Annotated in this window: 14 protein-coding genes; 7 read left to right on the top strand and 7 right to left on the bottom strand. The window is 59.8% G+C overall.

Annotation, left to right across the window (positions count from 1 at the left end; translation table 11 throughout):
- Positions 1 to 230: 230 nt before the first annotated feature.
- Positions 231 to 1,529: a mechanosensitive ion channel family protein gene (locus KZX66_RS07645; protein WP_248078034.1), complete on the bottom strand. Its 1,299-nt coding sequence runs from the start codon at positions 1,527 to 1,529 to the stop codon at positions 231 to 233.
- Between the two features lie 194 nt (positions 1,530 to 1,723).
- Between KZX66_RS07645 and KZX66_RS07640 the strand changes: the two genes are divergently transcribed.
- Positions 1,724 to 3,070, top strand: a complete 1,347-nt coding sequence (locus KZX66_RS07640) for a DEAD/DEAH box helicase (protein WP_248078033.1) — start codon at positions 1,724 to 1,726, stop codon at positions 3,068 to 3,070.
- A 49-nt stretch (positions 3,071 to 3,119) separates the two neighbouring features.
- Here the strand turns inward: KZX66_RS07640 and KZX66_RS07635 are convergent, their stop codons facing one another.
- Positions 3,120 to 3,395 (bottom strand): hypothetical protein, encoded by a 276-nt coding sequence (locus KZX66_RS07635; RefSeq protein WP_248078032.1) that lies wholly within the window; start codon positions 3,393 to 3,395, stop codon positions 3,120 to 3,122.
- A gap of 152 nt (positions 3,396 to 3,547) precedes the next feature.
- On the opposite strand from KZX66_RS07635, the gene KZX66_RS07630 reads away from it, so the two are divergent.
- Positions 3,548 to 3,937: a transcriptional regulator gene (locus tag KZX66_RS07630; RefSeq protein ID WP_248078031.1), complete on the top strand. Its 390-nt coding sequence runs from the start codon at positions 3,548 to 3,550 to the stop codon at positions 3,935 to 3,937.
- Positions 3,938 to 4,006: 69 nt separating this feature from the next.
- Here the strand turns inward: KZX66_RS07630 and KZX66_RS07625 are convergent, their stop codons facing one another.
- The 3 genes from KZX66_RS07625 to KZX66_RS07615 form a co-directional block, all read right to left on the bottom strand.
- On the bottom strand, positions 4,007 to 4,873 hold the full coding sequence (locus tag KZX66_RS07625) for a DUF6279 family lipoprotein (protein WP_248078030.1): 867 nt from the start codon (positions 4,871 to 4,873) through the stop codon (positions 4,007 to 4,009).
- A gap of 66 nt (positions 4,874 to 4,939) precedes the next feature.
- Positions 4,940 to 5,662 carry a TorF family putative porin gene (locus KZX66_RS07620; protein ID WP_248078028.1) on the bottom strand — a complete coding sequence of 241 codons (723 nt, stop codon included), beginning with the start codon at positions 5,660 to 5,662 and terminating at the stop codon, positions 4,940 to 4,942.
- 206 nt (positions 5,663 to 5,868) lie between these two features.
- Positions 5,869 to 6,048, bottom strand: a complete 180-nt coding sequence (locus KZX66_RS07615) for a hypothetical protein (RefSeq protein WP_017527541.1) — start codon at positions 6,046 to 6,048, stop codon at positions 5,869 to 5,871.
- A gap of 322 nt (positions 6,049 to 6,370) precedes the next feature.
- Between KZX66_RS07615 and KZX66_RS07610 the strand changes: the two genes are divergently transcribed.
- The 3 genes from KZX66_RS07610 (at position 6,371) to KZX66_RS07600 (ending at position 9,299) form a co-directional block, all read left to right on the top strand.
- Positions 6,371 to 7,207 (top strand): S1-like domain-containing RNA-binding protein, encoded by an 837-nt coding sequence (locus tag KZX66_RS07610; protein WP_233891841.1) that lies wholly within the window; start codon positions 6,371 to 6,373, stop codon positions 7,205 to 7,207.
- A 52-nt stretch (positions 7,208 to 7,259) separates the two neighbouring features.
- Positions 7,260 to 7,658 (top strand): DUF2177 family protein, encoded by a 399-nt coding sequence (locus KZX66_RS07605; protein ID WP_248078026.1) that lies wholly within the window; start codon positions 7,260 to 7,262, stop codon positions 7,656 to 7,658.
- A 198-nt stretch (positions 7,659 to 7,856) separates the two neighbouring features.
- A complete protein-coding gene (locus tag KZX66_RS07600) occupies positions 7,857 to 9,299 on the top strand; it encodes an NCS1 family nucleobase:cation symporter-1 (protein ID WP_248078024.1) in 1,443 nt (480 codons plus the stop codon).
- Here the strand turns inward: KZX66_RS07600 and KZX66_RS07595 are convergent.
- Entirely contained in the window at positions 9,211 to 10,410 is a 1,200-nt protein-coding gene (locus KZX66_RS07595; RefSeq protein ID WP_248078022.1) for a YbfB/YjiJ family MFS transporter, read from the bottom strand. The genes KZX66_RS07600 and KZX66_RS07595 overlap by 89 nt on opposite strands.
- Before the next feature lie 105 nt (positions 10,411 to 10,515).
- Here KZX66_RS07595 and KZX66_RS07590 point away from each other — a divergent pair, with 105 nt between their 5' ends.
- Both KZX66_RS07590 and KZX66_RS26370 read left to right on the top strand, forming a co-directional pair.
- Positions 10,516 to 11,409, top strand: coding sequence for a LysR family transcriptional regulator (locus KZX66_RS07590; protein ID WP_248078020.1), 894 nt, complete (start codon positions 10,516 to 10,518; stop codon positions 11,407 to 11,409).
- Positions 11,410 to 11,552: 143 nt separating this feature from the next.
- Positions 11,553 to 11,675: a PA1414 family protein gene (locus tag KZX66_RS26370; protein ID WP_003193089.1), complete on the top strand. Its 123-nt coding sequence runs from the start codon at positions 11,553 to 11,555 to the stop codon at positions 11,673 to 11,675.
- 132 nt (positions 11,676 to 11,807) lie between these two features.
- Here the strand turns inward: KZX66_RS26370 and KZX66_RS07585 are convergent, their stop codons facing one another.
- Positions 11,808 to 13,190 (bottom strand): sodium:solute symporter, encoded by a 1,383-nt coding sequence (locus KZX66_RS07585; RefSeq protein ID WP_248078018.1) that lies wholly within the window; start codon positions 13,188 to 13,190, stop codon positions 11,808 to 11,810.
- Positions 13,191 to 13,203 lie beyond the last annotated feature (13 nt).

Below are 13,203 nucleotides of genomic sequence, written 5' to 3'. Positions count from 1 at the left end.
GACCAGCACGCTAGGCGAGGCTACAAGAACCGGGTAGTCGGACGATTCTTGGTTTGGTGTAGGTTTATTCTGAGGCGCTACGAGCAGCCTGGATCGAGATGTCGACACTTGGTTTTTTCACCGGTAAGCAGCTTTAATCCTGATCCGTTGTAGCGGAGTGCATGCAGGTGTAGCCTCATTGAGCCTCAATGAGGCTGAACTTTCAGAGCGAGGAATTTGAGGGGATAGAACTAGGTCAAGGCTTGTACCGAGGGCGGCAAATGGCTGGCCCCCAGCACGGCCGGCAACATCCCCGCACGCAAGTCATTGCCACTCGGCTGCTGATACAAACTCAAGCCAAACTCCGGCAGCACCGCCAGCAAATAATCGAAGATATCCCCCTGGATGCGCTCGTAATCGGCCCAGGCCGTGGTGCGGGTAAAGCAGTAGATCTCCAGCGGCACTCCCTGGGCGGTGGTTTGCATCTGGCGCACCATGCAGGTCATGTTCGGTTGGATGTCCGGATGGCTTTTCAGATACGCCAGCGCATAGGCGCGAAACGTGCCGAGGTTGGTCATGCGCCGGCGGTTGGCTGACAGTTGCGCGCTGTGCCCCTGGGCTTCGTTCCAGGCTTTGAGTTCGGCCTGTTTGCGCCCGATGTAATCGGTGAGCAGGTGCACCTGGGTCAGGCGGACTTCTTCGTCATCACGCAGGAAACGCACACCGCTGGCATCGATAAACAGGCTGCGCTTGATGCGCCGCCCACCCGAGGCCTGCATGCCGCGCCAATTTTTGAACGACTCGGACATCAGTCGCCAGGTGGGGATGGAGACGATGGTCTTGTCGAAGTTCTGCACCTTGACCGTGTGCAAGGTGATGTCCACCACATCGCCGTCGGCGCCGACCTGGGGCATTTCGATCCAGTCGCCCACGCGCAGCATGTCATTGCTGGTCAACTGCACGCTGGCCACGAATGACAGCAAGGTATCCTTGTAGACCAACAGGATCACCGCCGACATCGCACCCAGACCCGATAGCAGCAACAGCGGCGAACGGTCGATCAGGGTGGCGACGATGATGATCGCGCCGAACACGAACAGCACCATCTTCGCCAACTGCACGTAGCCTTTGATCGAGCGGGTGCGGGCGTGTTCGGTGCGCGCATAAATGTCCAGCAGGGCGTTGAGCAGCGCGCTCATCGCCAGCACCATGAACAGAATGCTGAACGCCAGGGCCACGTTGCCGATGAACAGGATCGCGGTTTTGCTCAGGTTCGGCACCAGGTACAGGCCGAACTGGATCACCAGCGAAGGCGTCATCTGCGCCAGGCGGTGGAAGACTTTGTTGTGCCGCAGGTCGTTGAGCCAGTGCAGCGGAGGTTGGCGGCCGAGCAGTTTGACGGCATGCAGGATCAGGTAACGGGCGATGCGCCCGAGCAGCAGGGCCACCACCAGCAACACCAGGAAACCAAGGCTGGCATGCAGCACCGGGTGTTCGTCGAGGGCGCCCCAGAGGTCTTGGACGTTGAGCCAGAGCTGTTTGATATCCATGGGTGAAACCAGTTCTTCTGTTAGGACAAGATGGGGCGATTAGAGCATTTAAGTGCGACAAAGTTGATCCTGCAGGCAAATACCGGGGCAAAAAAGCAGCTGATTCATGCCGTTCGCGTAAAGAAACTCGGTTTGGACGCCCGAAACCGGTAACCTATGCAGCTGATATTTTGTATTTCTTCGAGGTAGCACCCGTGTTTTCCCAATTCGCCCTGCACGAACGCCTGCTCAAAGCCGTGGCCGAGCTTAAATTTGTCGAGCCTACGCCTGTGCAAGCAGCGGCCATCCCGCTCGCGCTCCAAGGGCGTGACCTGCGGGTGACAGCGCAAACCGGCAGCGGCAAGACCGCCGCTTTCGTCCTGCCGGTCCTGAACCGTTTGATTGGCCCGGCCAAGGTCCGCGTCAGCATCAAGACGCTGATCCTGCTGCCGACCCGCGAGCTGGCCCAGCAGACCCTGAAAGAAGTCGAGCGCTTCTCGCAGTTCACCTTCATCAAGTCCGGCATCATTACCGGCGGCGAAGACTTCAAGGTCCAGGCGGCCATGCTGCGCAAGGTGCCGGACATCCTCATCGGCACCCCGGGCCGTATGATCGAGCAACTCAACGCCGGCAACCTCGACCTCAAGGAAGTCGAAGTGCTGGTGCTGGACGAAGCCGACCGCATGCTCGACATGGGCTTTGCCGATGACGTACAGCGCCTGGTTGCTGAATGCGTCAACCGCCAGCAGACCATGTTGTTCTCCGCCACCACTGGCGGTTCGACCCTGCGCGAGATGGTCGCCAAGGTCCTGAACAACCCTGAGCACCTGCAGGTCAACAACGTCAGCGACCTGAACGCGACCACGCGTCAGCAGATCGTCACCGCCGACCACAACGTGCACAAAGAGCAGATCCTCAACTGGCTGCTGGCCAACGAGACCTATCAGAAGGCCATTGTGTTCACCAACACCCGTGCCGCGGCCGACCGCATCTACGGTCGTCTGGTGGCCCAGGAATACAAGGCGTTCGTGCTGCACGGCGAAAAAGATCAGAAGGACCGCAAGCTGGCCATCGACCGCCTCAAGGCGGGCGGCGTGAAGATCCTGGTGGCGACTGACGTGGCGGCCCGTGGTCTGGACGTCGACGGCCTGGATCTGGTGATCAACTTTGACATGCCACGCAGCGGCGACGAATACGTGCACCGTATCGGCCGTACCGGGCGTGCCGGCAACGATGGCCTGGCCATCTCGCTGATCTGCCACGGCGACTGGAACCTGATGTCGAGCATCGAGCGCTACCTCAAGCAGTCGTTCGAGCGCCGCACCATCAAGGAAGTCAAAGGCACCTACACCGGGCCGAAGAAGGTCAAGGCGTCGGGCAAGGCGGTTGGCGTGAAGAAGAAAAAAACCGACGCCAAGGGCGACAAGAAGAAAACCGGTGCCAAGTCGCCGACCAAGCGCAAGATCGCCAACCGTCCGAAGACCGACAACCTGTCGCTCGTCAGCAAGGATGGCATGGCCCCGCTCAAGCGCCGCAAGCCAGAAGCACCGGCCGCCGAGTAAGGTCGGGCGGCTGTAAAAAAACCGGACGATGTCCGGTTTTTTTAGGCCTTCAATTTTTGGCCTTGGCGGCGGCTTCTTTCAGCTCTTTCAAGCGAGCGTCGATCAACTGGCACTTGTCGGGGAATTCCGCGCTTTCAGTGTCCAGGTCCATTTTCTGCAGTTCGGCGTTCATCTCTTTGGCTTTGCCGGGGTTTTGTTCGGTGAGCTGAGTCACCTCTTTGGCCAATTGCTCGCGTTTGGCCGTGGCTTCGTCGGGCGTGCAGGCCCAGGCGGGCAGGGTGGTGAGCAGGGTGGCGGCAATGGCCAGATTTTTCAGGCTGTTCATGGGGCGGACCTCCTTGGCGATGATGTGCGGTTGAGGGGGCGAACGTCTGCAAAGTTCAGAGAAATGACGCCCGTCCGATCAGCTGAACGGCGGATGACGCCACAGGTCACACCTTTGACGGGCTACTTTCCATGCCTGCAGGAGGAATCAGGATGACGACTTACAACTGGGATTTGATCGAACGTCTGCTGCATGAAGTGCAGAACGGCGAGGGCAGCTTCGCCCCGCGTAAATACGCCGAACAGGAAGCGGCCGACAAGGCCACTGCAGGCGAGGACACCGGCAATCTGGATGCGCTGAAAAAAACCGCCGCCGATTATGAGGCGCTGTTATTCAAGCGCGGTTTTATCGAGTCGCGGCCCGAAGAGGAGGGCGGTAATGGCGAGAATTTCATTCTGACGCCGCTGGGATCGCAGTTGCTCGCGCTGATCGACAGCTCGATTCCAGGCAACGACCACCCACGTCAGGTGCTCGATGAACAGCCGGACGCGCTGGACCCGGACACGTTCGCGCACGTGGCGTCCAAGGCCCAGATTGCCTGATGCCCTCACGTTCCGGCACCTGTGGGGTGCCGGCGTGAAACGGTTGGACGGTAATCTGTATCCATTGCATCAGGACTGCGCGCTTTTCAGGCATTTGAGTGCCTGGAAATCATTGCGTACCTTGTCGATCTTCTGGGTCAGTTTCTGACGTTGTGGCTTGGTGCTTTCAGCCATCACGTCCACCAGCAGGCTGCGTGCGGCGGATTCGGTGCGGGCATAGGCCGCGCGGTATTCCGGGGTCCACAGGCTTTCGCGGTCCACCAGTAATTGTTGCATCTTCTGCGGGAAGTCAGCGCTGTGGCGTTGCTGCACGGCCTCGATAAATTGCGCCTGCCAATGGGCGCGGTTGCCGATCCACTCGGTGTTCTGCTCGCCCAGGGCGTCGGACCACGCCATTACGCGTTGCTGCTGGCTGGCGCTTAAAGGGCGCATCCAACTGTCCAGGCGCTTGTTCATGCGCTCGGCGCGCTCTCTGATCTGCTGGGCCAACGGCGGCTTGAGATAGTCGTCCTGGCGTTTGCGCAGGTCCTTGGCCAAGGCATCACTCATGGCCTGCACCTGTTCGTCATCCAGGCCCTGGAGCAGTTCGACGGCTGACGGTGTGATCTCGCGGGCAACCTCGGCGATGGCGTGTTTGGCTTCCTGGGTTCGGGTCTGCAGTGCGGCGTCGGTGACCTGGTTGTCATCGACCATCTGCTGCAGCCGGTCAAGCCAGTCCAGGTAACCGGGGAGCTGTGTGGTGCAGTGCCAGGCCAGGTGTTCCTTGAGCGTGTCGTTGAACCAGCTCTTTTGCCCGGCATTCATGTCCAGATAATCGTTGAGGGTCCAGGGGATGATGACATCGAGGTTGCGATAGGCCAGGCCCACGCGATTGCAGCCGGCGAGCACCAGGCTCAGGGTCAGCAGTACCAGCAGTAGTTTGAGCCGACGCAGCATGGGCGTGTCCTTGCGCAGAGGGGATTAACGCATGTGAACCCACGGCGGGCGTGACAGTTCAGCCCATCAATAAAACGGCCGTACAGCCTTCAAGGTCAACAGGCCGTCACATTGCGAATTGTGTCCGGAGTAGGCCGAGCAATCGCCGCCGCTGAGGCTGGAGTCGCTGTAGATCAGGTCCAGGTCGATGCCTTTCCAGGCGCGGGAGAGTTGCACCGACCAGTCACTGAAGCTGCTGATGGTGCCGCCAGCAACCGACGCCGGTGTGCCCAACTGATGGGTGGTGTACTTCATGCTCACACCGATGCCGAAAGGTTGTGTGCCGCCCAGGTCGGCGAACAGGGTGCTGTCCTGGCGGTCCGGGTCGTTGCTGAAGGAGGCGCCGAAACGATTGCCCAACAGGTTCAGGCCACCGTAGAACTCCTGGCTGTTCAGCGGGCTGAGCTTGGGGTAGCTGTAGTGGATCAGACCCACCTCGTAGCCCAGGGTCTGGTCGAAGGGGTGCTTGAAGCCCATATAGGAGTCGACCTCCAGGCTACTTGCCGACGACAGGCCCATGTTCGGCGAGAACTGGCCGAAGTACAGGCCGCTGTCGTGACTAAGGTCCAGGCCGCCGTGGAACGAGTCGCTGCCCGGCGAGGTGGGTTTGACCAGGCCCTGGGCCATGCTGCGGCTGGGGGTGGTGCCTAATTTAAGGTCGAAATCGCCCAATTCGCGCTGGAAAATCTGCGCTTCGGCGAGGGGGCAAGCGACGAGTGTGCTGACCAAAAAGATGCAGGGTTTGAGCATGCTTCACTCCATGAAAAGCGAGGAGCAGTGACGGAGGAAATCGGGCAGACGCCCGTTTTAGACGTGTGCAAGCATACCGACGTATGCCAGGCGGTGGGACCCGTTCGTCGATTAGCGTGATATTGAATGTGTTGGGAGGGGGGTTCAGGCTCTAGTCCTAGCGCCTTGAGGGCAAGACGCTTAGGGACCAGATATGTGCGCGGGTTTTACTTTTTGCCCAGGCTGATCTGCTTGGATGGGCCGAAAGTCTGGCCGCTCACGCCCTTGGCAATTTGCTGGATTTCGCCACCGGACTTGAGGAACGCGGCGATCTGGTTGTTGATCGATTCACTGGTTTCAACGGCGGGAGCTGGCTTTGCTTTGCTGTTGGATGCTTTTACGCGCATGGCGGCCACTAACCTGTAGAAAATTAACTTGGCCAGGCATCGTACAGGAAATACTTGACAATTGCTTGGCAAATATCCCCGGTGAATAAGTGTTACACCGGTGCAACGGCAAAGTTTATCGATGAAATAAGCCGCTAACTTGCTGTTTTAACTCGAAACCACGGGGCGAAACGCTGCTGTTGACGTGGCCTGATTGAGCCAAACGATCGGACGAGCGGGGTCATGCCACTGAAACGCCACGCCAGCCCGCGATTTTTAAGGTGCGCGCGCGTGGCGGGCGCAACTCGGGTAGAATGCCGCCCACGCAATGAGGGTATTGGAAATGGCTCTAGTCGGGCGCTACAACAGCTTACAAGTGGTTAAACACACTCACTTCGGTTTATACCTCGATGGTGCGCAAGACGGTGAAATCCTCTTGCCTAATCGGTATATCCCCAAAGATATTCCCAGTGAAGATGAGGACTGGCTTAACGTTTTCATTTATCTGGACAGCGATGACAAACTTATCGCCACCACCGAAAAACCCAAAGTTCAAGTGGGCGAATTTGCCAGTTTGAAAGTGGTTGAGGTAAACAGCATTGGCGTGTTCCTCGATTGGGGTTTGCCAAAAGATCTGTTGCTGCCGTATTCGGAAGAAAAACGTCAGTTGACCGCCGGTGAATATTGCGTGGTGCACGTCTACCTCGACAAACACACCAAGCGCATCACCGCCACTGCGCGCCTTGATCGTTACCTGGACAAGACCCCGGCCAACTACCAAGTCGGCCAGGAAGTCGACCTGCTGGTCGCCGAAGCCACCGACATGGGCTTCAAAGCGATCATCAACAACAAGCACTGGGGTTTGATCCACAAGAACGAAGTGTTCAAGTTCCTGCGTCCGGGCAAGGAAGAAAAAGGCTTTATCAAAGAGATCCGCGCCGATGGCAACATCAGCCTGAGCCTGCAACCGGTGGGGCAGGAAGCGGCCTCCAGCCTTAACTCGAAGATCCTCGCCAAGTTGCGTGAAAACAACGGCAGCCTGCCAGTGAGCGATAAAAGCGATCCGGCCGTGATCAGCAACTTGTTCGGCGTGAGCAAAGGCAACTTCAAGAAAGCCATTGGTGCGCTCTACAAGCAAGGTCAGATCGTGATTCATGCCGATCGCATTGAACTAAGCTGAGTGCACTTGGTTCTGCTGTAGACGCCCATTGGCGTCTACTGAGGCTGCCTTAATGACCAAGAAAACGCTGTTTGCCTACCTCGGCACTTTGCTCGCCTTCCTGGTTCTGGACGGCCTCTGGCTCGGGGTCCTTATGGGGCCGACCTACAAATCCCTGCTGGGACCGCTGATGCTTGATCAGCCCCGTCTGTTGCCGGCAACGCTGTTCTATCTCTTGTATGTCCTCGGATGCGTGATGTTCGTCGTATTGCCCAGCGCCAGTTGGCAGCGCGCGGCGCGTTTGGGGGCCTTGCTGGGCCTGGTGGCCTACGGCACCTATGACTTGAGCAACTGGGCCACGCTGCAAGGCTGGTCCGCTCAGTTGGCGCTGATGGACATGGCCTGGGGTACGTTCCTGACTGCCGCTTGCTGTACGGCCGGCTACCTGTGTGCACAACGGGTGCACCGCTGATTGTGTACAGGATTGTTGTGCACCGTTGCTGAGCACCAGCCCAGCAGCTAAATCATCAAAACCCCCCTTTGGGCCGCAGTTGCAAGGGGATTGTGTGCCATTGGCACGTATTCTGCTGACTCTCTCGTATACAAACCATGCCGCCTGCCGTATGCACCCGCCACGGCAGCGCAGGCCGGTATTTCGAGGAGCCAAGCGATGACCGAGCAATTGCCCAAAGGCTACAGCCCACGCCTGTACAACAAGGACTTGGGCCCACTGCCGCAAAAGTGGACCTGGTACAACATCTTTGCGTTCTGGATGAGCGACGTGCACAGCGTCGGCGGCTACGTGTTCGCCGCCAGTCTGTTCGCCTTGGGCCTGGCCAGTTGGCAGGTATTGATCGCCTTGCTCGCCGGTATCTGCATCGTGCAGTTGATCGCCAACCTGGTGGCCAAGCCCAGTCAGCAAGCCGCAGTGCCGTATCCGGTGATTTGCCGGCTGGCGTTTGGTGTATTTGGTGCGAATATCCCCGCCGTCATTCGCGGGCTGATCGCGGTGGCCTGGTACGGCATTCAGACCTACCTGGCCTCCAGCGCGTTGATCATCGTGGTGCTGCGTTTCTTCCCGCAGATGGCGGTGTATGCAGAACCGCATTTCGCCGGCCTTTCCTACCTGGGGTGGTTTGGTTTCCTTAGCCTGTGGGTGTTGCAAGCCGCCGTGTTCTGGGCCGGGATGGAATCCATCCGTCGCTTTATCGATTGGGCGGGGCCGGTGGTGTATGCGGTGATGTTTGCCCTGGCCGGGTGGATCGTGTGGAAAGCCGGCTGGGCGAATATCAGCTTTACCCTGTCGGAAAAATCCTTGTCTGGCTGGCAAGCGTTTGGCCAGGTGATCGTGGCCACGGCGCTGGTGGTGTCGTACTTCTCCGGGCCAACGCTGAACTTCGGTGATTTCAGCCGCTATTGCCGCAGCATGCAGGATGTACGTCGCGGTAACTTCTGGGGGCTGCCGGTGAATTTTCTGGCGTTTTCCCTGGTCACCGTGGTGATCGTCTCGGGCACCTTGCCGGTGTTTGGCGAAATGCTCCATGACCCGATCGCCACCGTATCGCGAATCGACAACAGCATGGCCGTACTGCTGGGCGCCTTCGCTTTTGTGACGGCCACCATTGGCATCAACATCGTCGCCAACTTCGTTTCACCGGCGTTTGACTTCGCCAACGTGGCGCCCAGCAAAATCAGCTGGCGCGCCGGGGGGATGATTGCCGCCGTGGCTTCGATCTTTATCACCCCATGGAATCTGTTCAATAACCCGCTGATGATCCACTACACCCTGGATATCCTCGCCGCCTTTATCGGGCCGCTGTTCGGGATTCTGCTGGTGGATTTCTACCTGATCAAAAAACAGAAGATCGAAGTGGATGCGCTGTTCGATGACAGCCCGAGCGGACGTTATTACTTCGACGGCGGCGTGAACTGGACGGCGGTCAAAGCGCTGGTACCCGCAACGCTGGTGGGTGTAGCGATCACCTTCACTCCGGCGTTGCAGGGCATGGCCAACTTTGCCTGGTTCACCGGGTGCTTCCTGGGAGGGCTGTTTTTCCTGGTGCTGGCACGGCGTGAGCAGGTGCGCGCGCCGACACCGCTGGTGGCCGGCTGACCAGCACGCCGCCCGCCAGTAACAGGCATGCACCGGCGATTACCAGCGCCGGTTGCAGGCCGCCGCTTAGATGGCTGCTTACGGAGGCCAGCAATGGCCCACTCAATTGGCCGATGGCAAAGCTGGCGGTCAGCAGCCCGGTGCCGCGCTGGTAGCCGTGTGGCGCCACTTCGCGCAAACGTGCCATCACCAACTGCATGCAGGCCAGGAACGGCCCACCGCATAACAACACCCCCAGTGCCAGCCCCCAGCCATTGCCCAGCAGGCAGGCGAACACGCCGGCCGCTTGCAGCCATAGCGTCGTCATCAGCCAGCGGCGTGTGGTGTTCGGGTCCTTGCGGCGCAGGCTCGCCACGCCTACGCCAATCGCCGCCGCCAGGCCAAAGCATGGCCAGAACAGGTCGGCCTGCCAGGCACCGTTGAACTGCGCGCTGGCCATCTGTGACAGAAAGGTCGCCGGAATGATGTAGCCCAGTCCGAACAGCACATAGATCCAGCACAAGTGCACGATGCTGCCGTTGTTCTCTGTAGAGGCGGTATGCGCGACCGAGGCGATCGGTTTTGGCAGAAAGGGCAGGATGGCCAGCAGCATCAGCAGCGCCACCCCGGCGTACACCAGCCACAGGGTGGCGGAGTCTTTTCCCAGTCGGTTAGCGCCCAGCGCCAGCAGCCCGGTCAACAGAATCCCCAGCCCTGGTCCGGCAAATACCAGGGCGCCCAGCCGCGGGCGACCGGCGGCCAGCGCCAGTGGTTGGCTCAAACTGGTGATCATCACCAACGCCCAGGCGCTGGCAACGCCGGTGCCAAAGCGCAGCAGCAGGTGCGGCCAGAAGCCGTGCGCCCAATACGAGGCGAGCGTCAGCAGCACGCACAGCCATAACCCGCCGTACAAGCGTGCGCGCACGTGGTGATGGGAGCGGGCGAAAATCGAATCCACCGCGCCCACCAGATACCCCAGGTAATTGGCGGCAGCGATCAGCCCGGCGCCGGTCAGGTCGATCTGGCCTTCACTGAGCAGGTGTGGCAGTTGCGGCGTGAGGGCGAAACGGCCAATGCCCATGGCCATCATCAGGGCGACGGCGCTGGCAACCAGGCTAATCAGGGGTGACATGGTCAAGTGTCCTGTCAGGGGAAAGAGTGACCTTCAGCCTAAGGCGCATTGACTTTCTGTAAAAATGAATAATAGTGAGTAACTTGTTCAGTTTTGGAGAAAGCTATGGAGTTCAGTCAATTGCGCATTTTCCAGGCCGTGGCGGAAGAGGGCTCCATCACCCGTGCTGCTGAGCGCCTGCATCGCGTGCCGTCCAACCTGTCGACCCGGCTCAAACAGATGGAAGAACAACTCGGTGTCGACCTGTTCGTGCGCGAGCGCCAGCGCTTGCAGCTGTCTCCCGCCGGCAAAGTGTTGCTGGACTACAGCACGCGCCTGCTGGCGCTGCACGACGAAGCCCATGGTGCGGTTCAGGGTGGGCAGCCGGCCGGCGACTTCGTGCTGGGCAGCATGTACAGCACCGGCGCGGTGCATTTGCCCAAGCTGCTGGCGCGTTATCACAAGGCCTACCCGATGGTGAACTTGCAGGTGCAATCGGCCCCCAGCGGTGAGCTGCTGGAAGGGTTGATCACCGGGCGTCTGGATGCAGCATTCGTCGACGGTCCACCGAGCATTGCGACGCTGGACGGCGTGCAGTTATGCGAGGAAAAGCTGGTGCTGATCTGCGAAGCCGATCATCCACCGGTGCGCGGTCCTCAGGATGTGATCGGACGCTCGGTATTCACTTTCCGACGCAGTTGCGCCTATCGCGCACGCCTGGAAAGCTGGTTTTCCAACGAGCGAGTGGCCATGGGTCGGGCGATTGAGATTGAATCGTACCAAGGCATGCTCGCTTGTGTGATCGCCGGGTCCGGCGTGGCGATGATGTCCCAATCCATGCTCGACAGCCTGCCAGGCAGGGGCAGCGTGTCCGTTCATCCGCTGACAGGGCAATTTGCCACTGCGACCACCTGGCTGATGTGGCGAAAGGGTATGCTCGGCGCTAACCTCAACGCGTGGATAGAACTGCAGCAAGACGGCAAGGCTGCGCTGTTCGAAGACACACGGGCCATCGCCTGATCGATCCGTCAGCATTTGGATGGATTCTGTAATAGTTCGTTGTGGTTTCGTTCAAGCAATACGTAGGACTTAGGGCTACTATCAGTGTAGGAAAAGGCGACAGAACTTGCGCCTACCAGCATTACCCTCAAAGGGGGCAAACCATGAAAGAGAAAATCCAAAACTGGCTCCACGACCTCGGCGTAGCGCTGGGCCTGATCGAGCCACCGCTGCAACCTGTGCCGATTCGCACGGATGATGAGCAGCGCCGTCCCCGCCGCAGGTAAGGTAACGCCTGACGCGCTTCTGCGATTGCAGCCTTGCGCGTCTGCGCGTCAAGGGAGTGCGTGATACCTCGGCGCGTACGCGCCGTTGAGCGCACCCCTCTGATATCCCATCCCCTGGGATCCTCCTGTGCCTCACGCCACCCGAGTCGCCGCCGCCTCCGGCCTGCGCGACAGCACACTCACCAGCACAAAGCTCACCAACCCCACCGCCAGGCTGTAGTAGATCGGCGTGTTCGCGTCCAAGCCGTCCTTGAACATGAACACCAGTGCCGTCACAAAGCCCAACGTCATGGAGGTGATCGCTCCCGACGTGGTCGCACGCTTCCAGAAAATCGCCCCGATCAGCGGGATCAGCATGCCGCCCACCAGCAGGTTGTAGGCCAACGTCAGGGCGCTGATCACATCGTTCACCACCAGCGCGATACCCAGCACGGCGCAGCCGGTCAGCAGGGTAAACAGCCGGTTGACGCTCAGGCTCGACTGTTTACCGCCGCGCAAACGCGGCAGCAGGTCTTCGGTGAGTACGGTGGAGGCCGCCAGCAAACCGGCGCTGGCGGTGGACATCATCGCCGCCAGTGCGGCCGCGATCACCAGGCCACGAATGCCATCGGGCAGCGACAGTTTGACGATGGCGGCAAACGCGTTGTTGACGTTATCCAGGTCCGGAATCAGTACATGTGCCGCCATGCCGATCAGGGCACAGGCCAGGCCGTAGAGGATGCAGTAGAAGCCGGCGAAGGAGCCTGCGTACTTGGCGACTTTTTCGTCGCGGGCGGTGAACACCCGCTGCCAGATGTCCTGGCCGATCAGGATGCCGAAAAAGTAGATCATGAAGTAGGTGATGATCGTGTCCCAGCCGATTGCCGTAAAGTTGAAGCTCGATGCCGGCAGCTTGGCCACCAGTTCATCCCAGCCGCCGACGCGGTACAGGCAGATCGGCAGCAGGATAAACATCAGACCGACGGTCTTTATCACGAACTGCACGATGTCGGTCAGCGTCAGCGACCACATGCCGCCGATGGTCGAGTAGACCACCACCACACCACCACCGAGCAACACCGAGACCCAGAACGGCAGACCGAACAGCACTTGCAGCACGGTGCCGATGGCCAGGATTGAGGTCACGCCGATCATCAGCGCGTAGGCCAGCATAATCACCGCGCTGGCCTGTCGGGCCATGGGGTTGTAGCGTTTTTCCAGCACCTGGGTGACGGTGAAAATCTTCAGCTTGAGCAGCGGCTTGGCCAGGAACAGGTTCAGCGCGATGATCCCGGCACCCAGCGCGGCACACAGCCAGAAGCCCGAGATACCGTGCACATAGCCCAGGCGCACGGTGCCGACGGTGGACGCGCCGCCCAGCACCGTGGCGGCCATGGTGCCCATGTACAGCGACGGGCCCAGGTTGCGGCCGGCCACCAGATAGTCTTCGTGGGTCTTGGCGCGGCGCATGCCGTAATAGCCGAGCACGAGCATGCCGGCGGCGTAGATGAGTACGACGAATAAATCCAAAGCCATGACGGCGTGTCTC

The sequence above is a fragment of the Pseudomonas sp. EYE_354 genome, assembly GCF_023148575.1.
Lineage (GTDB): Bacteria > Pseudomonadota > Gammaproteobacteria > Pseudomonadales > Pseudomonadaceae > Aquipseudomonas.
This window is presented reverse-complemented; position numbering and strand designations above follow the sequence as displayed.